The following is a 20,674-nucleotide window of genomic DNA, read 5'->3' on the forward strand; positions in this document are numbered from 1 at the left end:
AGGATGCCATGGCTAGGCTAAGTGGTTCAGCTCGGCTGGAACACGCCGCAGGCGATGCGGCCGCCGCTGTTGCCGGCGGGGTCGGTCATCAAATCGTCGGGACCGGCATGGACCACGAACGCCGAACCATCGGCATCGAGCAGCCCGGCCATCGTCGCACCCGGGATCGTGACGCCGACCGTGCCGCGGCCGTCGGTGCCGGTGATCAGGTTGGGCAGATCGCCCTCATGCGGCCCCTGCGGGTTCATCGACCCGTGCTTCATCGACGTCGGGTTCCAATGGCCCCCCGCGGTCGTGAAGTCGGGCGCGTCGCAGCGACCGGTCGTGTGGATATGGACGCCGTGCGTGCCCGGCGGCAGCGCCTTGGCGTCGACGGTGAAGCGCAGTCCGCCGGCAACGTCGGTCGCGGTCGCGCGGCCGACATCGACCCCGGCGGCGTTCATCAGCATCGCGCGTGCGCTCTGCCCGCCTGCGATCGGCGTCCCGGTCTCGAGCCCTTTCTGATCGCAGGCCGCCAGCGTGAGCGCTGCTGCACCGACCAGCGCAAATGTTGCAATCCGCATGTCCGTCTCTCCCTATTGATCCGACGCGAACCCGCCAAAGTCGCCGGCGGTTCCGGCGTCGGGTTCGAGCGGCCAGCGCAGCAGTGGTTCGTACCAGGCACCGTCGCGGCCGAGGTGGCTCTGGTACAGCGTCAGATGGGTCATCGCAAACGGCGCGCTGGCGAGCCCGGCATGGCGGGCGATCCAGCCGTCGATCTCCGGCGACGTGCCGAGCGACCGCGGCAGCCGCGCGAGCGTGACGTGCGGCAGATAGGCGCGGCGATCGGGTGGCAGCCCGGCGCGGACCACCGCCTGATCAACCTTGCGGTGCAGCGCGGTGAGCGCGGCGTGCGGGGTGACGCCCGCCCAGAGCGTGTCGGTACGCCCGCGGCTCGCGAACTGACCGACCGCATGCAACGCCACCGTTGGCGCCGCCGGCGTCAGCGACAGGCGGAGCCGGTCGATCTCGGTCACGATGTCGTCGGCCAGACGCGGATCGACCTCGCCGAGGAAGCGCGTCGTGACGTGGAGCTGCTCGTCATCCTGCCAGCGCGCACCGCCGATCCCGTCCATCAGGTCGAACAGCATCTCGCGGATGGGGAGGGGCGGGCGGAGCGCGAGAAACAGGCGTAGCATCGGCGGGATTGATAGCGCCGATCACCCCGAATTGGGAACGTCTCCGCTTGAAAATCGTCCTCCCAGCACCGATGTTGCACGCAAGCGGCATGTGGCCGGATAGAGGAGTTGTAATTTCAATGGCTAATTGGTCTGATCCCCGGCCTCGTGCCGCGCCGTTCGGAGCGACGGCCACCACCACCGGTTCGGCAGCATATGACGCGGGTCTCCGCTCGTACATGCTGTCGGTCTATAACTATATGGGCTCGGGCGTGCTGCTGACCGGCATCGTCGCGCTTCTGTTCGCCTGGGGCGGTGCATCGTCGCCTGCCGCACAGGTGTTCATGGGCGGCGGTCCGCTGAAGTACGTCATCATGTTCGCGCCGCTCGCGATCGTGTTCGGCATGAGCTTCGGCCAGAACCGGATGAGCACCGCGACGCTGCAGATGCTGTTCTGGGGCTTTGCGATCCTGATGGGTCTGTCGCTGTCGACGATCTTCCTGGTCTATAGCGGCACGTCGATCGCCAGCGCGTTCTTCGCGACCGCCGCCGGCTTCGGAGGGCTGAGTCTGTACGGTTACACCACGAAGCGTGATCTGTCGGCGTTCGGGACGTTCCTGATCATCGGCGTGGTCGGTCTGCTGGTGGCGAGCATCATCAACATCTTCCTCCAGTCGGGTGTCATGCAGCTGGTCATCAGCGGCGTCGGCGTGCTGCTGTTCGCGGGTCTGACGGCCTATGACACGCAGCGTACCAAGAGCCTGTACATGCAGGTCGCGGGTACGGACATGGTCGGCAAGGTCGTGATCATGTCGGCACTGAGCCTGTATCTCGACTTCATCAACATGTTCATGTTCGTGCTTCGCCTGTTCGGCAGCAGCCGCAACTAAGCGCTTCGCACCTTCTCTGAGTGACGGTCCGGCGGGAAACTGCCGGGCCGTTTTTGCATCCTGGCCAGGATTTAAGACCACAATGCGTCTCTCGATCGACGTTCATCTGGATTATGGAATTGCCGGCGACGCCGACGTGTTGCTGCAGATCGAGGCGGCGGCGATGCCCGACCAGCGGATCGAGGAGCAGTCGCTGACGATCTGGTCGGACAGCCCGATCCGCGCGGTCCCGGGCGAGGACGGCATCGGCCAGCGTTGCTGGGCGCGGGGGCATGGCCGGCTGACCGCGGCGTACCGCGCGGTGGTGAAGGTCGAGCGGCCGGTCGTCGCGCTCGGCGCCTATGGCACCACGCCGCCCCGGCTGCTGCCCGGTGACGTCACCGCCTATCTGATGCCAAGCCGCTATTGCCAGTCGGACCGGTTCGAGGGGTTCGTCGCGCGCGAGTTTCCCGGGCTCGACGGCGGCGCGCTGGCGGCGGCGCTGAGTGCCTGGGTCGGCAATGCGCTCGATTACCGGATGGGATCGAGTTCGGGCGAGACGACCGCGCTCGACACCTTCGCGTCGCGTTCGGGCGTGTGCCGCGACTATGCGCATCTGCTGGTCGCGCTCGCACGCGCGGGGGGGATCCCGGCGCGCTGCGTCTCGGCCTATGCGCCGGGGGTCGATCCGCCCGACTTCCACGCGGTCGCCGAGCTCTGGCTCGATGGCGCGTGGCGGCTGGTCGATCCGACGGGGATGGCGTCGTGCGGCGATATCGCGCGTGTCTGCATCGGGCGCGACGCCACCGACATCGCGTTCATGACGGTGTTCGGGCAGGCGACGCTGTGGACGCAGACTGTCCGGGTCCGCGCGCTCGACGACGAAACTGCGTGACCGGTCCGCGACGCGAGTCGCTCGTCGCAGCGGCAGGAACACCGGGCGTGCTGAACCGTTTGCGTCCGTAACGATTTTCACAGGAGTCTCGACATGAACGATATCGACAAACGCGCGCTCGACAGCCTGTCGGTTGCACCGGATGGGCAGGATGGCGATGCTGCCAACGGCCGGACCGACGGCCGCGACCCGCGCCAGGAGGCCGGTCAGGACAAGTCGATCGGCAAGCGGCTGCAGAAGAACCCGTCGAGCAACGATGCGCGTCTCGACAATGCGCTCGACGAGTCGATGGATGCGAGCGATCCGCCCGCCTCGACTCAGCCGGTGCACAATCAGGGGCCGGCGCCGTCGTCGGGCTATGATGCCGAAGCAGAACGCAAGCTGTCCGAAAAGAACAGCTGATCTATCGGGGAGTCTGCTCGCGCCCAGCCGATGCCGGGCGCGGGCGGCGCTCCGACATTCCAAGTTCTAATGTTGCGTAAATACCGCCCTTGGCGAAAAGTTTGATGTCTGGCCTCGACTGGTCGCATTGCGTGTTGCAGCGCAACAGATTTCATGGTCGCTTATAACCGTGACGTGACGATGCGTTAGGGACCCTCCTCTGCCCCAAATGCATGGGAACGCCTGTTACTTGCAGCAAGGCGGGGTGACGATATGGCTTCACGGATGAAACCGGCAAAGGGCATCACGACGCTCGCCGAGATGAAGGAATTCGCAGGCTTTTCCAGCGCGACGCAGCGTTATATCCGGCGTTCGCTCGATGTCGGCCTCGATCGCGAGGATGCGATGACGCGCTGGTCGCGCGACGTGGTCGAGGAGGCCAGCATCCGTGCACAGGCGCGGCTCTATCTTGGTCTTGACGATCTTCGCGAGCTTCTGCCCGAGGATGCGGGGCTCGGCGGGGCGGACCGGTTTCTGGGAAAACTGGTGACGCTGGCCGCGTTCGATCTGGGGCAGGGGCGGCTGACGAGCTTTTCCGCGTTCCGGTTCCTGTACGAGCGGCTTGCCGGCGCGGATGTCCGACCGTGGCTGCCGTCCGCCTTCTGCGCGGCGGCGGCGTTGCCGCATCTCCACCCCGAACTGCGCCGCAAGCTGCTCCAATCCATCAGCGAAGCCGCGGCGACCGCGTCGGGCTGGTCGAGCCGGGAGCCGGTCTTCTTTCCCTATTGGGTGGAGAAGGTCGACAGCGGGACGTCGCTCGCCACCTGACGGCTCAGCGGCAGGCGCGCCAGCCCATCGCGCCGCGATCCGCCTGATCGAGATGGAAGTGGTCGGCATGTGCGGCGTTGTAATCGGGCGAGAGCGTCGTCGCGAACAGCTGGCAGGCGCCGTCGCGTACCTCCCGGAGGAAGGCGGCCTTGGCGGCATCGCCTTTCCAGTCGCGGGCTACGGTAATCCGCGTGCCATTGCCCAGCCGAAAGCCGGCAATGTCGACCGCGTCGGCGGTCGAATGCTCGCTCCACGTGCCGGCATCGCGGCCGTAGATGCGGCGACAGCTATAGCTGCCGAAATGGTCGATGCTCGTGACCTTGGTGCCGAAATGCCGTTCGGCCGCGGGCTGGACGACATTCCATTCCCATATCGCGAGCGCGGCGGCGACCGGACAGGCGATGCCGAGACCCGCGGGCGCGAAGTCGGTCCGTCGCGCGCCACCGGATGTGAACCGAACGCCGTCGCTATAGCCGCATTGGCCTTCGCCGCTGCGAGGCGGCAGCGCGGTGTAGCGGACACCGGCACGCTCGAGCGCGGCCCGACAGGCGGGATAGGACTGTGTCAGCGCGTTGAGCTTGCGCCCGGTCATCAGCCCGATCGGCTGGCCGAGGTCGAGCGGGGTCCAGGGCAGATCCTGCGGCCGACCGCGCAGCGTCGACCAGAGTATCAGGCCGAGGCCCGCGATCATCGCCAGCGCGACGATCCAGCCCAGCGTCCGTCGCACCGCACGCATCAGCCGTGCGCCACACGCGTGACGGGCTCGCTCGTCACCGGATAGCCGAGATCGTCGGGGATGCAGAAATGGTCGATCCCGTCGCGCGGCTCGATCCACGGCGTCACGGTGCGGACCGGTCTGCGTCGTGTGTCGTCGACCGCGTCGTCGAAGCTGGCGAACAGCGCGAGGCGCTCGAGGTTACGGCGGGTGGGGAAGATCACCTGTGCGCGCCCGGCATCGGCATGCGCGAGGATCTCGGCAGCGGTCGCCCAGAGCAGGCGGACATTCTCCGTCTCGTCGACGCGGGCGGGGGCGGCGTCGGCGGGCAGGCGCGCGAGGTAGAAGCGCGTGTCGAAGATGCGGGTCAGATGATGCGCAGGCCGCCACCGCGCGAAATAGGTGAGCATGTGCGGATCACAGCGGAGCCCGAGCGCGTCGAGCATCGGCCCCAGTTCCCGGCCGGCATGCAGCGCCGCGCGCAGTGTCGCGAGCGTGTCGGCAGACGGTGCAGGGTGAAGACCGATGGCGAGCCCGACCTCCTCGATCGTCTCGCGGATTGCGGCGATGCGGGCGGCGACCTCTTCGATCGTAGCCTGATCAGCGGGCTGCTGGATGAGGTGCTCTGCGAGCGTGCGGTCGGCAGGGTCGACGCGGCCACCGGGGAAGACGAGTGCACCGCCGGCAAACGCCATCGATCCCGCGCGCTCGACCATCAGCAGTTCGGGGGCGAGCGACGGGCGATCGCGAAAGATCACCAACGTGGCAGCCGGAATGGCGGGGGAGATCGGTTCGGTCATCGATCTGTGTAACGCGCGAAACCCGGATCGGGCCAGACGGCAGTATAGCGTGATTCAGAGCGCGACCGGGAGAGCGCTCAGGATGGCTTTAACGGTCGGGGAGGGCGATCAGCCCTCCCCGTAGCGGATCAATCGTCGCTGCCGAGCGTACGCTTGGCGGCATCGAGCGCGGCCTTGCCGGTCTTGCGCGAAGTCTTGCCTGCGTCTTCCGCAGCGGCTTCGACCTTCGAGTTAGCCTTGCGGCCGAGGCCGATCGACTTCGCCATCGCACGGCGTGCTTCCGAATAGGTCGCAGCGACCATCGGATAGTCGGCCTTCAGGTTGAAACGTTCGCGATACTGCTCCGGCGTCATGCCATGCGTCGTCAGGTGGCGACGCAGTGTCTTGTACTTCTTGCCGTCGATCATCGAGACGATATGGTCAGGCGATGCAAGCGACTTGCGCGCCGTCACGGCGGGCTCATAGGTCGTCGCCTCGGCGGTATCGCCCGTCATCTCTGCGCCGGTCGTGAGCTTGGTCACGGCGGTGTGCATCGACAGGAGAAACGCAGGAACGTCTTCGGCAGCGGTGCGGGTGTTGGGGTTCGCCAGCCAGGCTGCCGTCAGTTCTGCCGCCAGTTCGACGGTATTGATGGTTTCGGTCACACGGGATCCTTGATTGTTGAAAAATTTTCCCCCTCCATTCGCGCGACTACGCGCTATTGGCAGAAAATGACACCCGCAAATATTATTAAAGCGCTCAATTGACCGGGAATTCTGTTCGCGACGTCGAATCTGGGCGCTGATCTTGCGATTTGCTGAGTTTATACGCGCGCCAGACCAATCCTATAGATCCTCACAAATACGCGCATTCGCGGTTGTAGCATGCGTGCGCTCGCAGCGGGTCCGACATCCGGCGCGGTCAACAGATCCGGCAGATCAGGGTGCGGATCGAGACGCCCGATTGGGACGTCGCGATTGGCAGACGCATCTTATCGCGCAGGGGCAGCCGGTCGGCGCGGCGTGATCTTGATACCGAGCAGGACCAGCCCGTTCGCGCCGACACCGAAGCCGTGCGGAACGCCGGCGGGGATAAGCAGGACGTCGCCGGGGCGGAGCGCGCGGGTCGTGCCGCCCTCGATCCGCGCGCCGTCGGTCAGGCCGGGGTTGACGACATGCGGATCGACCAGGCGTCCGCCCGAAAGCAACGTCCCCGATCCCGCGACGACAGTCGCATATTCATTCTCATCGGGGTGCACCGCGGGACGGCCTTCGGCTTTCCAATATTCGAGCGCGACGACGCTGCCCCCGCCGTTGACGAGCGTCTGCATCGCAAAGCCCTGACCCGGTTTCATCGTCGCTTCGAGCGCCGCGACCGCGCGGGGGATATCGGTCGCCGCGGCGAAATCGCGCGCCGCTTCCTGTGCCGAGGCGACTGTGGCGATCGCGAGCGTCGCCAGCGCGAGCAGGAGGCGCATCACGCCTTGGTGCCCGACGCCAGCCGGATCGTCCGCCCTTCGCGCGCCGAGCGATAGATCGCCTCGACGATACGCAGGTCGCGCAGGCCCTCCGCACCCGACACGATCGGTTCTCGGCCGGTGCGGATGCAGGTGACGAGATGATCGAGCTGGCCGGCGAACTGGGTGCGGCCCGACGCCGCTGGCGTGACATCGCGCTCGCGCCCGTCGGCGCCCGTCCACATCCTGTTGTCGGCATAGCGGGTCGCGGGTTCGAGCTCGATCCGCCCGCGTTCGCCCATAAACAGGATGTGGTTCTGGTTCGCGCTGTACATCGACTGGCAGCTGGCGATCGCGCCGGACGGGAATTCGAGCGTCCAGTCGATCATGTCCTCGACTTCGCGAAATCGTGGATCGGTGCGATCGGTGGACTCGCGCGCGGTCACCGCGACGGGCTCCTCGCCGGTCATGTAGCGCGCCGCCTGGAGGCTGTAGATGCCCATGTCCATCAGCGAGCCGCCGCCGGCCAGCGCCTTGTTCAGCCGCCACTTCGACGGATCGCGCTGGACGAAGCCGTGTTCGGACCGGACATAGCGCGTCTTGCCCATCGTCCCCGCGCGCGCGCGCCGCATCGCCTCGACATTGCAGGGCTCGAAATGGCAGCGATAGCCGATCATCAGCTTGCGATCCGCCGCCTTGCAGGCCGCGATCATCGCCTCGCATTCGGCGACCGAGACCGCCATCGGCTTTTCGCACAGCACATGCTTGCCGGCGCGCGCGGCGCGGATTGTGTACTCGGCATGCATCGCGTTGGGCAGGCAGATATAGACGATATCGATATCGGGGTTGTCGCGGATCCGGTCGAAGGTTGCATAGCTGTAGACGGACCGGTCGGGCAGGCCATGCGCCGCCGCGACGCGGCGCGCCTTGGCGGGGTCACCGCTGACCACCGCGGCGAGCCGGCTGTGCGCGCATTTGGCGAATTCGGGAATGATGACGTCGAGCCCGTAATAGCCCAGCCCGACGATCGCATAGCCGAGCTTGCGCGTCGGGTCAGCCGCCTGCGTGATCGCGGGCACCGCGGCCAGCGCGGTTGCGCCGATGACAAATTCGCGTCGTCCTATCGTCACGATCAGATCCCCCATCCTGCAAGCGCTGTCGGCCACCCTGTTCGGCTACCAGTTGCCCTATGGCCATTACGACCTTGGTCGATCTTATCGCCGATCCGTGCCGTTAGCGCCATCCGCGCTGGCGCGGTCATCGATCCAGGCCCAGACGTCGCGTACCAGCGTGTCGGGCGTCGCCTGCGCATCGAGCGTGATCGCGGTTTCGTCGGGCCCCGGGCGCTCGAGCGTCGCGCGCTGGCTGTCGAGCAGGCTGGCCGGCATGTAATGCCCCGCGCGCGCGCCGAGCCGTCGCGCGAGTTCCGCCGGATCCGTGTCGAGCAGCACGAACAGCAGCGGGACGCCCGCCGCATCGTGGAGCCGCTCGCGATAGACCCGCTTCAGCGCAGAGCAGGCGGCGACCGCGAAGCCGTCCGCCGCGACCGCATCGCCGATCGCGTGACCGACGCGGTCGAGCCAGGGCCATCGGTCGGCGTCGTCGAGCGGATGGCCGGCGCGCATCTTTGCGACCGCCTCCGCGCTGTGGAAGCCATCGCCCTCGAGGAAGCGGTGGCCGGTCTGATCGGCGAGACGCTGGCCGAGCGTCGACTTGCCGCTGCCGCTGACGCCCATGACGATGATCGCGCAACGGCGCGGGACGGTGCGGGGCATGCCGTCAGCGGAGCGGGCTAGGGGGGAGGGGGTGGTTTGCACAGTTCCTGACTTGCGGGTTGAGCGCGTCCGGCGGCGCCTGGTTCCAGGCCTCTATCCGGTCGATCGCGATGATTGGCCATTACGACCATCGTCGCGCCCTTGTCGACCGGCGTCGGGACGGGCATCGAGACCAGCCAATCACAGAGGTCGATGCATGTCCGCTCGCAATCATCATGACGTCCTGATCGTCGGGGCCGGCCATGCCGGTGCGCAGGTCGCGATCGCGCTGCGGCAACGCGGCTATGCGGGGACGATCGGTCTGATCGGCGACGAGACGTCGCCCCCCTATGAGCGGCCGCCACTGTCGAAGGACTATCTGGCCGGCGACAAGGCGTTCGATCGCATCCTATTGCGTCCGGCCAGCTTCTGGGGGGAGCGCGGGATCACGCTGATCCCCGGGCGCCGGGTGACCCGGGTCGACGCGGCCGCGCACTGCGTCAGCCATGTCGACGCGCAGTCGAGCGAGAGCGCCGACGAGACGAGCCTGCACTATGGCACGCTCGTCTGGGCCGCGGGGGGATCGCCGCGGCGGCTGGGGTGCGACGGGCATGATCTTGCCGGGGTGCACGGAGTGCGCACGCGCGACGATGTCGACCGGATGATCGCCGAACTGCCCGGCGTCACGCGGGTCGTGGTCGTCGGGGGCGGCTATATCGGGCTCGAGGCGGCGGCGGTGCTGACCAAGCTCGGCAAGCAGGTGACGGTGCTCGAGGCGCAGGACCGGGTGCTCGCGCGGGTGGCGGGGGCGGCGCTGTCGCGTTTCTACGAGGCTGAGCACCGCGCGCACGGCGTCGATCTGCGGACCGGCGTGACGGTGGCGGCGATCGAGGGCGCTGGCGGAGCCGCGTCGGGCGTGCGGCTGGCGGACGATACGGTGCTGCCGTGCGAGATGGTCATCGTCGGGATCGGTATCGTGCCCGCGGTCGCGCCGCTGATCGCCGCAGGGGCCGGTTCGGCGGGCGGTAACGGGGTGATGGTCGACGCGCAGTGTCGCACGAGCCTGGCCGATGTCTTTGCGGTCGGGGATTGCGCGGCGCACGCCAGCCGCTTTGCCGGCGGGGACGTGATCCGCGTGGAATCGGTGCAGAACGCGAACGACCAGGCGGCGATCGTCGCCAAGGCGCTGACCGGCGTGGAGGAGGCCTATGGCGCAGTGCCGTGGTTCTGGTCGAACCAGTATGACCTGAAACTTCAGAGCGTCGGGCTGTCGACGGGGCATGATCTCGCGCTGCTGCGCGGCGACCCGGCGAGCCGCAGCTTCTCGGTGGTATATCTGAAGGCGGGGCGGGTGATCGCGCTCGACTGCGTCAACAAGACGCGGGATTATGTGCAGGGGCGGGCGCTGGTGGTCGCGTCGGCGCGGGTCGAGCTGGCGCTGCTGGCCGACATCACGGTCGACCTGAAGACGCTGGTGCCCGCGGATTGAGGTCCGGCCCGGCGGCGTGCAGCGTGAAGCGCGTCATCTCTGACGGGCGGCCGAGCCGGACCGCGAAGCCCGGCCACAGGCCGGTGCCGTTGCCGACATAGAGCGTCATCCCCGCGACGTCGTAGCGGCCGGATACGAACCCGCCATTGGCGCGCGCGAACAGGCGGTCGAAGCCGGGCGCGACGCCGCCATGCGTATGCCCCGACAGCTGGAGCGCGACGCCGTGCGCTGCGGCGTTGCGCGCATTGCGTGGCTGGTGATCGAGCAGGAGCACCGGCGCACCGGCCGGCGCGCCCCGCAACGCGCCGTCGAGATCGGGGCCCGGCTGGCCGACCGAGGGGGCGGAGAGATCGGTGAGTCCTGCAAGCACGAGCTGCGCGTCGCCGCGGGACAGTACGGCGTGGCTGTTGGGGAGCATCCGGAAGCCGAGCCCGTCGAGGTGCCGCATCCAGGCGGCGTAATCGAAGAAATATTCGTGATTGCCCGGGATCGCATAGACGCCGTCGGGCGCGCGGAGCGCGCGTAGCGGGGCGACGTCGGCGCGACGCATCGCGACCGATCCGTCGATGAAATCGCCGGTGACGACGATCAGGTCGGTGCCCGCCGCATTGGCGCGGGTGACCACCGCCTCGGCCCAGCGCGCGGGGAACAGCCGGCTGATGTGAAGATCGGTGAGCTGGAGGATGCGATACCCCTCGAACCGCGGCGGCAGTCCGGCGATCGTGACCGCGACGTCCTTGACCGGCGGCACGCGGAGCGCGTTCGAGACGCCGATCGCGGAGATCAGCGCCGCGAGCACCGCAATCGCGTAGCGCAGCCCGTCGGGCGCGGCGGTGGTGCTGCGACGCAGGATCGCGGTCGCGAGCGTGCCGATGTCGAGCAGCAGCTGGAGCATCGCGAGCAGCACGATCGCCGCGAACGCCCAGTTGAACAGGATGACGACGCTGCGCGGAAATTCGGGGGCGAAGATCGATCCCGAGGACAGCCGGTTCCAGAAATGGAACTGCGAGGCGAACAGCAGGAGCAGCGCCACGCCGGCCTTGAGCCAGAGCGACATCGACAGCGGCCAGAGCCAGCGGGCAAGGACGACCAGGCAGGGCGTCGCGAAAATGAGATTGAAAATGACGGTCTCCGTTCGTCCCCGCGCCGCCTGTGGGGGAGTTGGCCGTGCGTCGCAAGGCCCGCCGGACCCGCCGGCGCGAGGCAGACCGGTCAGCCGCTCGCGGGTGGGCGCGCGGTCGAACGGCGCACCGTCAGTTCCGCCGCGACGGTGATCGGTGCGTCCGGCGTGGGATCGCCCGCCAGCCCGGCGATGATCAGGCTCACCGCGCGCGCCGACGCCTCGGCAATCGGCTGGACGATCGCGGTCAGCGGCGGGTGGGCGAGGCGGATGATCGGCGTGTCGTCGAAGCTGATCAGCGACAGATCCTCAGGCACACGCAACCCGGTTTCGCGCGCCAGTTCGAGCGTCGCGAGCGTCATCTGATCGTTGCTGCCGATGATCGCGGTCGGCGGCTCGGGCAGCGCGAGCAGCGTACGGGCGGCGGCCCGGCCCGAGGCATGGCTGAAATCCCCCGATGCGAGCAGATCGGTGCTGTCGAGGCCCGCATCCTCCATCGCCGCGCGCCAGCCATCGACGCGCCAGCCGCTGAGTTCATACTCGGCAGGCCCGGCGATGAAGCCGATCCGCCGGTGGCCGAGCGCGACGAGATGCTCGGTCGCGATCCGCGCCGCGCGCGCGTCGTCCATCATCAGGCGCACGCCGGGCCCTTCGCTGATCGAGCCGATCCGCACGAACCGGATGTCCTGCGCCGCGAGCAGATCGATGATCAGCGGATTGCCCGAATGCGGTGGGGTGAGGATCACCCCGTCGGGCTGCAGCGCGGCGATCGCGCCCAGCAGCTCGCGTTCGATATGATCGCTATGCGTATCGACCAGCTCGACGATCAGGCGATAGCCATGTTCGGCGCAGGTCAGCATCCCGCCGAGCAGCATCTGGTCGACCCAGTCGGTCCCCTGCCGCGCGCGCCAGTCGGCGATCGTGCGTTCACGGTCGTTGAGCGCGAGGATCAGATAGGAGCGCGAACCGCCCATCCGCTGCGCGGCGATCGAGGGAACATAGCCGAGCCGATCGATCGACGCCTGCACACGCTCGGCCATTTGCGGGCGGACGCCGGTCTCCTTGTTGACGACGCGACTGACCGTCTGCAGCGAGACGCCGGCGTCCGCTGCAACGTGCTTGATCGTCACGGCCTGACGGCGCCTAGCCAAGATGCGGGGATCCCGCCGAGGCAGACGGCGCGGTGCTGCAGTAATGCGCGACATAGGCGGCATGGTCCGGCAGCGCATCGACGGTCGCGTTGGTCGTGTCGCGCAGCCCGCCGAGCAGTCGCACGAGTTCGTCGTCGCGCATCTTGGTCGCGATCGGGTGATAGCTTTGCGGCACGATGCCCTGGCCGAGCATCACCTGGACCCAGCTGTTCTCGGCGAACAGCTCGTCATTCTTGCGGAAGACGCGGCCGGTCTCGCGGAAGAGTGCGATCTTGTGCGCGAGCGAATCGGGCACCGGCATCGACGCGCATTGTCGCCAGAAGGCGCTGTCGCGGCGGTTGGTCGCCTTGTAGTGGAGGATCAGGAAATCGCGGATCTGCAGCATGTCGGTATGCTGCTGTTCGTTGAATTCGGCGACGTCGCGCGGACTGATCCCGGCCGATGGGAACATCCGCAGCAGACGGAGGATGGCGCGCTGGATCAGATGGATGCTCGTCGATTCGAGCGGCTCCATGAACCCCCCGGCCAAGCCGATCGCGACGCAGTTGCGGTGCCATTGCTGGCGTCGCGCGCCGGTGACGAAGCGGATCCTGTTCGGCTCGGTCAGGGTTGGTCCCTCGACGGTGCCGAGCAGACGCTCGAGCGCGGCATCGTGATCGAGATAGCGGCTGCAATAGACGATGCCGTTGCCGGTGCGGTGCTGCAGCGGAATGCGCCATTGCCATCCGGCATCGTGCGCGATCGCGCGGGTATAGGGCAGAGCGGGCCGGACGCTCTCGGTCTGGACCGCGATCGCGGAATCGCACGGCAGGAAATGCGTCCAGTCGTCGAACCCGGCATGCAGCGCCTGTTCGATCAGCAGCGCGCGAAAGCCGGTGCAGTCGAGGAACAGGTCGCCCTCGATCCGAGCGCCCGAGTCGAGCGTCAGCGCGGCAATGTCGCCGCTTTCGCCGTTCAGCTCGACCTGCGCGATCCTGCCCTCGACCCGGGTCGTGCCGTCGGCCTCCGCCATCTTGCGCAGGAAGCGGGCGTAGAGACCCGAGTCGAGCTGATAGGCATAGTTCATCCGGCCATCGGGCAGATGCGCGAACTTGCCCTGCAATGCGGCGCGCAGTTCGAGGCAGTAATCGTCGAACGGCTGGTGATGGCCGCGCGTCAGCCCGTGCAGCCAGAAATGCTGGAAGCCCGCAGACCAGTGATCCTTGCCGGTCGTGCCGAACGAATGGAAATAGGTTTCGCCGCGATCCTTCCAGTTGTCGAAGAGGATGCCGAGCTTGAACGTCGCCTGCGTCTCTCGCATGAACTCGGCTTCGTTGATCCCAAGCAGGCGGTTGAACGTCACGATCGGCGGGATCGTCGATTCGCCGACGCCGACGGTGCCGATCGCCTCGGACTCGACCAGCGTCACCGCGACCGTGCGGCCCATCGTCCGCGCGATCGCGGCGGCGGCCATCCAGCCGGCGGTGCCGCCGCCGGCAATGACGACGCGGTGGATCGGGGGCGTGGTCATCGGCTGAGTGCTCTCAGGAGGAAGGCGCGCAGCTTGCCTGCGCTGTCGGGGGTGAGCGGGGCGAGGACGCCGCGCTCGGCTTCGGGGATATGCGCCGCGACCGCGGGGTCTTCCGAAAAGACATAGTGATCGAACATCGCGCGCCAGTGCCGTTTCTCGTCCTCAGGCAGGTCGCGGATCGCGAGCAGCGCGTGGTTGAGCGCATCCTGCGGCTGGCCGAGCCAGCGGGGCGTGTCGCGCCACCAGTAGTTCACCAGCACGTTGAAGTCCGAAAGCCCCTCGACATGGTGCCACCACAAGGCCGGGATGTAGAGCGCGTCGCCGGCGTCGAGTTCGGCGACCTGCGCCTGCGCCAGCGCATCGCGAAAGCCGGGATAGGCGGCGAAGTCGGGGTCGTGGAAGTCGACCATGCTCACCGCGCGGCCCGCGGGGGTATTGTCGACCGGACCGAGATAGAGATTGCGGAACTGGTCGCGCGGAAACAGCGTGAAGCGGCGACGACCGACCGCGACGCAGGCGAGATTGTCGGGCGCGTCGTTATGCGCCGCGATCCGGGTCGGCGTGCCCATCCAGATGCTCGCGAGCGGCGTGCGGTCGCCGAGATCGACGTGATTGGCCTCGTGCAGTCCGGTGAAGAAATTCTGCATGTCGATCGAGGCGAGATAGATGGACGGTGCGCCGTCCACCCCTTCGTTCTCGGTCATCCGCGCGAAGATCTCGGGCAGCGGCGCGCGCATCATCTGGAAGTTCATGCCCTGCATGTCGCCGTAGAACAGCCGGCCGCCGCTCTGCGACGCGCCGACCGAGACGGCAAAGGGCGTGGGCCGGGCATGGCGCTCGATATAGTCGCGCGCCGCGCGTCCCGACTGGCGACCGGCCTCGACCATCGGCCAGTCGGCAACGAGCCCGCGGACGATGAACGGCGTCGTCGCCTCGCGCAGCAGCGTGTCGAGCGCCGCCGGCCCGCTGATGTCGACTTCGCGGATCCGCGGCAGGGCGGCGAAGATCCCCGCGGTGCCGGCGTCAGCCATGCGCGAGCCGTCGGTTCTTGCGCGCGACGAGATCCCCGATCTGGCCGAGCGAGGCGAGCGCCATGAAGATCGGCAACAGATGGCCTTCGGCGTGGAGCTCGGCGACGGATGCGGGATCGAGCGCTTCCAGGCGGTCCTCGTCGATGACGTGATAGCCGACCAGCCGGTTCTTCGAGCCATCGTCGAGCGTGACGTCGAGCGTCAGCGGTTCGAGCAGGTCGTGACGCTGGAGCGCGGCGAAGAACGCGGTCGCGGCGACATAATCCTCGTCGAGCGCGCGCAATTGATCGGCGATGCGTTCGAGAAACGGCGTCGGGCGACCGGTATCGTCGAATACGCGCATGCCTTCGCCGGCGCCGATCCGCGGGCTCGCCATGTCGATATGCACCTGGCGCAGCGACGAGCCCTCCGGCCCCCGACCGACGAGGAAGGGCTGGCTGTCGATCGCGAGCGGGCGATAGCGGGCATCCCAGCGGTCGCCGTCGAGAAACAGGTTTTCGCCCGCTTCGAACCCGAACATCGCGAGCGCGGTGAAGCCGTCGCGCGTCTGGTCGCGCTGGAAGAGGATTGGATAATGCGTCTGGACACGGCGGAACTCGCTGGGGACGGTGATGCACGCCATCACGGCGTCGCCCAGCGCATCCGACCGGTCGGTGCGGATCCGCAGGTCGCGGTGCTCTTCGGGCGTCAGGATCGCGTGGTCGGGCATCAGGCTCTCGTTTCCATGGTAGCGCTTGTCATCGCATGCCGCAGGGCATCGAGATAGGCGCGATTGGTCGGCAGGGCGGCGGCGAGCATGCGACCGTGCCGGTCGACCTGCTGCACGAGCATGTCGGCGGCCCCGCGCGCGCCCGTGCGGACTGGCGTGCGGCGCGGCGCGGGAAAGCCCATGCCGTAGAGCACGTATTGATAGCTCGCCGCGGGAAAGATCTCGTCGACCATCGGGAAATCGGCGTGCGACGGGGGATGGTCGGCCCAAAGCAGCAGTAGGTCGGCGAGACGCGGCGGGATCGAGCCGGGATCGCGGTGATCACGCCAATAGGGTTCGTCGCGCTGGCTGAGGACATAGTGCAGTTTGAGGAACTCGACGATCCGGTCCCAGCGATAGCGGAACAGCGTGTTGAAGCGCGCGGCGTGGAGATCCATCGTGCGGCGGGTCGCCGGGAAATTGTCGAGCAGCGCCTCGACCGACAGCTCGACGAGCACGATCGCAGACGCCTCGAGCGGCTCGAGGAAGCCGGCGGACAGACCGATCGCAAGGCAGTTGCGGTGCCAGAAGCGGTTGCGGTGGCGCGACTGGAACCGCAGGGGGCGAAAGTCGGGGAGTGGTGCGTCGGGGGCCGTCGCGCGCAGATAGCGGGTAAGCGTGTCCGCCGCCGCGTCGTCGTCGAGATGCGCGGACGAATAGACGCAGCCGATGCCGCGTCGCGCGGGCAGGCCGATATCCCAGATCCAACCCGCGGCGTGCGCGGTGGCATTGGTCTGCGACGCGATCACGCTATCGGCGGCGACCGGCAGCTGGACTGCGAGCGCGCGGTCGTTGAAGAGTTCGCGTCCGCGGTCGATCGTGCCGACGCCGTAATGCTCGCCGATCAGCAGTGCGGCATGACCCGTGCAATCGAGGAACAGGTCGCCTTCGATCCGGCCCGATACGCGCGTGCGGACCGCGGCGATGTCGCCATCGGCCGCGCCATCGACGCCGACGACATGGTCGCGCAGGTGGCGCACCCCGAGCCGTTCGGTCGCGTGGCGGGCGAGCAGGGCGGCGAACTTGCCGGCATCGAGATGATAGGCATAGTTCAGCGTGCCCGCATAATCGGGCATCGCGCGCTGACGCGGGGCAAGGTCCTGGCTGCAGACGGCATGTTGCGCGCAGAGCGCTTCGGCAAAGGCCAGACCGCTGTCGGACCAGGCCGAGGCGAGATCGCGGGGGGCTGCATCGGCGGGAGCCGTGAAGGGGTGGAGATAGCGGTCGTCGGGCGCGCCGGTGCGCCAGCCGTCGAAGCGCGATCCCTGTTTGAACGCGGCATCGCAGGCGAGGAGGAATTCGGTTTCGGAGATGCCGATCCGCTCGAGCGTGCGGCGCATCGTCGGCCATGTGCCTTCGCCCACGCCGATTGTCGCGACGTCAGGCGACTCGATCAGGGTAACCTGAAGCGGATGCTCCGCATCGCGGTCCGCGCGGGCGGCGATGAGGCACGCGGCGAGCCATCCGGCGGTGCCACCGCCGACGATCACGATCGAGGTGATCGCCCGATCCATGTCCAGCCCGTCAGTTTGCATGTCCGACACTGTCATTGTGTGCCGCCAAGGCGCCGAAAAGACCACCCCCCGCGGGGGAGTGGTCGTTCCGTAGGCCGGCTGCGCCGCGGATCAGAAGTTGAACCGCAGGCCGGCTGCGTAGCGGGCATAGCCCGGCTGCGCGAAGGTGGCGAAATTGTCCGACCGGCGATGACCGCGACGGCCCTGGCCGGTGAGGTTGATGACCTCGCCGAACACGGCGAGCCCCGTGGTGACCTGATAGCTCGCGCTGGCGTCGACCTGCCCATAGGATTCGACATAGAGCGGGTCAAAGGCGCCGCCGGCATAGAATTCGCCGCGCCAGTTATAGGCCACACGCGCTTGGATGCCGTTCTTGTCGTAATAGGCGACCGCGTTGGCGCTGTCGCTGAGCCCGGTCAGCGCGAACTGGCCGATGTTCGGATCGAGCGTGTTGTCATACTTCGCGTCGCCATTGACTATCGTGTAGTTCAGGATGACGCCGAGCCCGGTGTTCCAGAGCCTGTGCTGCAGCGCGAACTCCCACCCGTCGATATTGGCGGTCTGGTCGCTGTTGAACGGCTGGCTCAGCTGGAAGTTGAACAGATCGTCCTCGGGCAGACCGAAGATGTTGCCGTTCAGCAGACCGGAATCGCTGGTGCCCGTGACCTGCGACGAGGCGGGGAAGTTGCGCAGGATGTAGTCGCGAACCTGGAGGTTGTCCGTCGTTCCAAGTGCTGCGACCGCCTGACGATAGCGGGGGCCCGAGCCCGGGTTGCGCAGGTTGAACGCGGACGTGTTGACCTGCGTCGTGCCGATGAAGTTCTTCACGTCCTTGTTGAAATAGCCGACCGAGATGTAGCTTTCGGCACCGTAATACCATTCCGCCGACAGATCGATGTTCTTCGACTTGAAGGGGACGAGGTTCGGATTGCCCTGGCTGCCCGTGCCGCCGCCGATGCGCGGGTTGGAATCGATGTTAAGGCCACCCTGCAGGCTGCCGTAATCGGCGCGCGTGATCGTGTGGCTGTACGACGCGCGCAGCTTGACGTTGCGGAGCGGTTCGATGTCGAAATCGACCGCGGGCAACCAGTTGTGATAGCGGCCCTTCAGCGAGGTGAACGAATTGGCGCCGTAGGTGAGCGCGAATTCGTTCGCGCCCGTCCAGCGCGTACCGTTCGGGATCGGCACCAGCGCCGACGAGTTCACCTGCGTCTCGTCATAGCGGACGCCGCCGATGAGGTGCGCCGGCATCGAGAACATGTCGAACTTGCCGTTGAACTGAATATAGGGCGAGATCGTGCGTTCGCGGATGCGGCGATCGTTGGTGTAATTGGCAAGACAGGTGCCTTCCGCCGCGACGCCCGTCTGCGGTGCGCTGCAGATCGCATATTGCGAGCGCAGCAGTTCGGCCATCTGCTCGAAATTGAACGTGTAGATCGACGGCGGCAGCGCGGGATCGTTCGATCCGGCGACACCCTTGAACTTGTCGGGCAGGCTGGTGAGGTTGAAGAAATCGTCGGGCACGGCCGCCGCGCCGAACGACGCACCGCGCGGGTCGACACCGCCCCAGGTCTCGTTCTGGATGAAGCCGTAAGCCGAGCGCACCTTGTTATCGACATAGGAAAAGCCCCAGTCGATGCTGCTCAGGAAATCGCCGTCGTGGTCGTAATGACCCTTCAGCTGGAGCTGGTTGATCTCGTTCTTGAAATAGGCGTTGCGGAACGCGTTGCCGGTCGGCGTGATCAGCGACGCGTTCAGCGGGTCAATGCCGGGATACATCTGGTACGAGATGACCGGCAGGTCCTTCTCGAAATTGATCGTCTGCGACTGGACGCCGAAGATCGCGCCACCGATCGACGTGCTGCTGCCGTAATCATTGGTCGGCTTCGACACCGCGGTCGAATGATGCGCGTCGAGCGACATCGTGACGTTGCCGGGCGCTTCCCAGGTCAGGTTGCCGCCGAGCGACTTGTTCTCGGACTTGTTCGCGGTCAGCGAGCTGCTGTACGACAGATCCTTGCCGGGCGCGAAATTCTCCGAATAGAAGACCGGGCCAGCCGCGGGACCATCGGTCCAGGCGCTGCGCGTGTCGCCGAAGTTGAACCAGATACCGACGCTGCTGTTGCGGACTTCGACCTTGTTGCTCGAATAGGTGAAGTCGAGCGTGGCGGTCAGCGTGTCGGTCGGCTTGGCCTGCAGCACGAGCTGGCCATTGATGCGCTCGCGATCGATGTCGACGACATCGTAATTGGCGCTTTGCGGGATTTCGTAGACGTCGGTCGGGCCGGGACGGTTGGTAATGTTGGCACCGCCGGGCGTGCCGGGCTGGGCGAGCGTGCCCCAGTTGTTCTCCGCGCCGAGAAAGCCGTCGCGGAAGCCGACGCCCGCCGAATTGTTGCTCGCCTTGCGCCGCTGATAGGCGCCGCTGAGCAGGACGCCGATCCGGTCGTCGGCGAAGGTCGTGGACAGGATGCCCGACACTTCGGGGGTGATCGGATCCTTGCCGTTGCGCGAGCTGTCGAGCACGCCCTTGACGGCGACGCTGCCGCGCGTGCCGGGCTTGTCGATCGGACGCGGGGTGCGGATGTTGATCGACGAGCCGATCCCACCCGACGGGACCGCGGCGCGACCGGTCTTGTAGACCTCGACCGCGGCAACGCCTTCGGAGGCGAGGTTGGCGAAGTCGAACGAGCGCGAGGCGGGCGCGCTGGCGCCGTCGCCGAGCGTCGAGGTCGGCATCTGGCGACCGTTGAGCGTGACGAGGTTGTACTCAGGACCAAAGCCGCGGACCGTGACCGTCGAGCCTTCGCCGTTCGAGCGGTCGATCGAGACGCCGGTGATGCGCTGGAGCGATTCCGCGAGGTTGGTATCGGGGAACTTGCCGATATCCTCGGACGAGATCGCGTCGACCACGCCCTGGCCGTTGCGCTTGATGTCGATCGCCTCGCGCAGCGACGCGCGGATGCCGGTCACGACGATGTCGTCGGTGACCGCATTCGGATCGGCGGGCGTGGCGGGTGCGGCCTGCGGATCGATGTCGGACGGGCCGGGATTGCCGACCGTGGCTGCGGCATCCTGCGCCAGAGCGACGCCGGGGATGGCGGCGAGCGCCAGTGCCGATGTGCCGATGACAAGACGCGAAAGCGAGCGAGCCGTGAAGCCACGCATGGTAATCCTCCCTGTAGCCGACGCTATGAGTGCGCCTTCCGTGTGAACGTTCACTTTCCCTTTTCGCGATTCGTGTCAAGGATTTGGGCTGCTGGTTGTGAACGTTCAC

The 20,674-nt window shown here is 67.2% G+C and carries 20 protein-coding genes; 5 read left to right on the top strand and 15 right to left on the bottom strand.

The features are described from left to right. Nucleotides 1–26: 26 nt before the first annotated feature. On the bottom strand, nucleotides 27–563 hold the full coding sequence (locus tag IFT87_RS12785) for a superoxide dismutase family protein (RefSeq protein ID WP_037531737.1): 537 nt from the start codon (nucleotides 561–563) through the stop codon (nucleotides 27–29). A gap of 12 nt (nucleotides 564–575) precedes the next feature. After that, nucleotides 576–1,178: an RNA 2',3'-cyclic phosphodiesterase gene (thpR, locus tag IFT87_RS12790; protein WP_042467069.1), complete on the bottom strand. Its 603-nt coding sequence runs from the start codon at nucleotides 1,176–1,178 to the stop codon at nucleotides 576–578. Between the two features lie 119 nt (nucleotides 1,179–1,297). Between thpR and IFT87_RS12795 the strand changes: the two genes are divergently transcribed. The 4 genes from IFT87_RS12795 (at nucleotide 1,298) to IFT87_RS12810 (ending at nucleotide 4,130) form a co-directional block, all read left to right on the top strand. Further along, a complete protein-coding gene (locus IFT87_RS12795; RefSeq protein WP_192008723.1) occupies nucleotides 1,298–2,047 on the top strand; it encodes a Bax inhibitor-1/YccA family protein in 750 nt (249 codons plus the stop codon). An 82-nt stretch (nucleotides 2,048–2,129) separates the two neighbouring features. Further along, entirely contained in the window at nucleotides 2,130–2,921 is a 792-nt protein-coding gene (locus tag IFT87_RS12800) for a transglutaminase-like domain-containing protein (protein WP_031393946.1), read from the top strand. A 93-nt stretch (nucleotides 2,922–3,014) separates the two neighbouring features. Beyond that, complete coding sequence (locus IFT87_RS12805; protein WP_037531739.1) at nucleotides 3,015–3,323, top strand: hypothetical protein; 309 nt, start codon at nucleotides 3,015–3,017, stop codon at nucleotides 3,321–3,323. 264 nt (nucleotides 3,324–3,587) lie between these two features. Then, the gene (locus tag IFT87_RS12810; protein ID WP_236559025.1) at nucleotides 3,588–4,130 is read left to right on the top strand and encodes a hypothetical protein; all 543 of its coding nucleotides are present in this window, start codon (nucleotides 3,588–3,590) and stop codon (nucleotides 4,128–4,130) included. Between the two features lie 4 nt (nucleotides 4,131–4,134). Here IFT87_RS12810 and IFT87_RS12815 read toward each other — a convergent pair whose 3' ends face one another. From IFT87_RS12815 to IFT87_RS12840, 6 genes are all read right to left on the bottom strand, one after another. Next, nucleotides 4,135–4,866, bottom strand: a complete 732-nt coding sequence (locus tag IFT87_RS12815; protein ID WP_192008725.1) for an extensin-like domain-containing protein — start codon at nucleotides 4,864–4,866, stop codon at nucleotides 4,135–4,137. Beyond that, nucleotides 4,866–5,645 (bottom strand): NUDIX hydrolase, encoded by a 780-nt coding sequence (locus tag IFT87_RS12820; RefSeq protein WP_192008727.1) that lies wholly within the window; start codon nucleotides 5,643–5,645, stop codon nucleotides 4,866–4,868. Before IFT87_RS12820 ends, IFT87_RS12815 begins: the two co-directional genes overlap by 1 nt. A 128-nt stretch (nucleotides 5,646–5,773) precedes the next feature. Continuing rightward, nucleotides 5,774–6,289, bottom strand: coding sequence for a MucR family transcriptional regulator (locus tag IFT87_RS12825; protein ID WP_342211159.1), 516 nt, complete (start codon nucleotides 6,287–6,289; stop codon nucleotides 5,774–5,776). Nucleotides 6,290–6,615: 326 nt separating this feature from the next. Further along, nucleotides 6,616–7,101 carry a cupin domain-containing protein gene (locus IFT87_RS12830; protein WP_192008729.1) on the bottom strand — a complete coding sequence of 162 codons (486 nt, stop codon included), beginning with the start codon at nucleotides 7,099–7,101 and terminating at the stop codon, nucleotides 6,616–6,618. Continuing rightward, a complete protein-coding gene (locus tag IFT87_RS12835) occupies nucleotides 7,101–8,210 on the bottom strand; it encodes a Gfo/Idh/MocA family protein (RefSeq protein ID WP_342211160.1) in 1,110 nt (369 codons plus the stop codon). Before IFT87_RS12835 ends, IFT87_RS12830 begins: the two co-directional genes overlap by 1 nt. Nucleotides 8,211–8,294: 84 nt before the next feature. Then, on the bottom strand, nucleotides 8,295–8,855 hold the full coding sequence (locus IFT87_RS12840; RefSeq protein WP_249403331.1) for a gluconokinase: 561 nt from the start codon (nucleotides 8,853–8,855) through the stop codon (nucleotides 8,295–8,297). A gap of 196 nt (nucleotides 8,856–9,051) precedes the next feature. Here IFT87_RS12840 and IFT87_RS12845 point away from each other — a divergent pair, with 196 nt between their 5' ends. Next, on the top strand, nucleotides 9,052–10,323 hold the full coding sequence (locus IFT87_RS12845; RefSeq protein ID WP_192008733.1) for an NAD(P)/FAD-dependent oxidoreductase: 1,272 nt from the start codon (nucleotides 9,052–9,054) through the stop codon (nucleotides 10,321–10,323). Here IFT87_RS12845 and IFT87_RS12850 read toward each other — a convergent pair. From IFT87_RS12850 to IFT87_RS12880, 7 genes are all read right to left on the bottom strand, one after another. After that, on the bottom strand, nucleotides 10,286–11,380 hold the full coding sequence (locus tag IFT87_RS12850) for a metallophosphoesterase (protein WP_197975254.1): 1,095 nt from the start codon (nucleotides 11,378–11,380) through the stop codon (nucleotides 10,286–10,288). The two genes, IFT87_RS12845 and IFT87_RS12850, sit on opposite strands and share 38 nt — an antisense overlap. A 155-nt stretch (nucleotides 11,381–11,535) precedes the next feature. Beyond that, nucleotides 11,536–12,594 (bottom strand): LacI family DNA-binding transcriptional regulator, encoded by a 1,059-nt coding sequence (locus IFT87_RS12855; RefSeq protein ID WP_192008735.1) that lies wholly within the window; start codon nucleotides 12,592–12,594, stop codon nucleotides 11,536–11,538. Next, nucleotides 12,587–14,104 (bottom strand): tryptophan halogenase family protein, encoded by a 1,518-nt coding sequence (locus IFT87_RS12860; RefSeq protein ID WP_192008737.1) that lies wholly within the window; start codon nucleotides 14,102–14,104, stop codon nucleotides 12,587–12,589. Before IFT87_RS12860 ends, IFT87_RS12855 begins: the two co-directional genes overlap by 8 nt. After that, nucleotides 14,101–15,135 carry a cupin-like domain-containing protein gene (locus IFT87_RS12865; RefSeq protein ID WP_192008739.1) on the bottom strand — a complete coding sequence of 345 codons (1,035 nt, stop codon included), beginning with the start codon at nucleotides 15,133–15,135 and terminating at the stop codon, nucleotides 14,101–14,103. The genes IFT87_RS12860 and IFT87_RS12865 overlap by 4 nt, the downstream gene beginning before the upstream one ends. Continuing rightward, entirely contained in the window at nucleotides 15,128–15,844 is a 717-nt protein-coding gene (locus tag IFT87_RS12870; protein WP_037530955.1) for a SapC family protein, read from the bottom strand. The genes IFT87_RS12865 and IFT87_RS12870 overlap by 8 nt, the downstream gene beginning before the upstream one ends. Next, complete coding sequence (locus IFT87_RS12875) at nucleotides 15,844–17,397, bottom strand: tryptophan halogenase family protein (protein WP_192008741.1); 1,554 nt, start codon at nucleotides 17,395–17,397, stop codon at nucleotides 15,844–15,846. The genes IFT87_RS12870 and IFT87_RS12875 overlap by 1 nt, the downstream gene beginning before the upstream one ends. A 111-nt stretch (nucleotides 17,398–17,508) precedes the next feature. After that, on the bottom strand, nucleotides 17,509–20,370 hold the full coding sequence (locus IFT87_RS12880) for a TonB-dependent receptor (protein ID WP_426290652.1): 2,862 nt from the start codon (nucleotides 20,368–20,370) through the stop codon (nucleotides 17,509–17,511). Nucleotides 20,371–20,674: the final 304 nt, after the last annotated feature.

The organism is Sphingomonas sp. CFBP 8765 (assembly GCF_014841445.1).
GTDB lineage: Bacteria > Pseudomonadota > Alphaproteobacteria > Sphingomonadales > Sphingomonadaceae > Sphingomonas > Sphingomonas aerolata.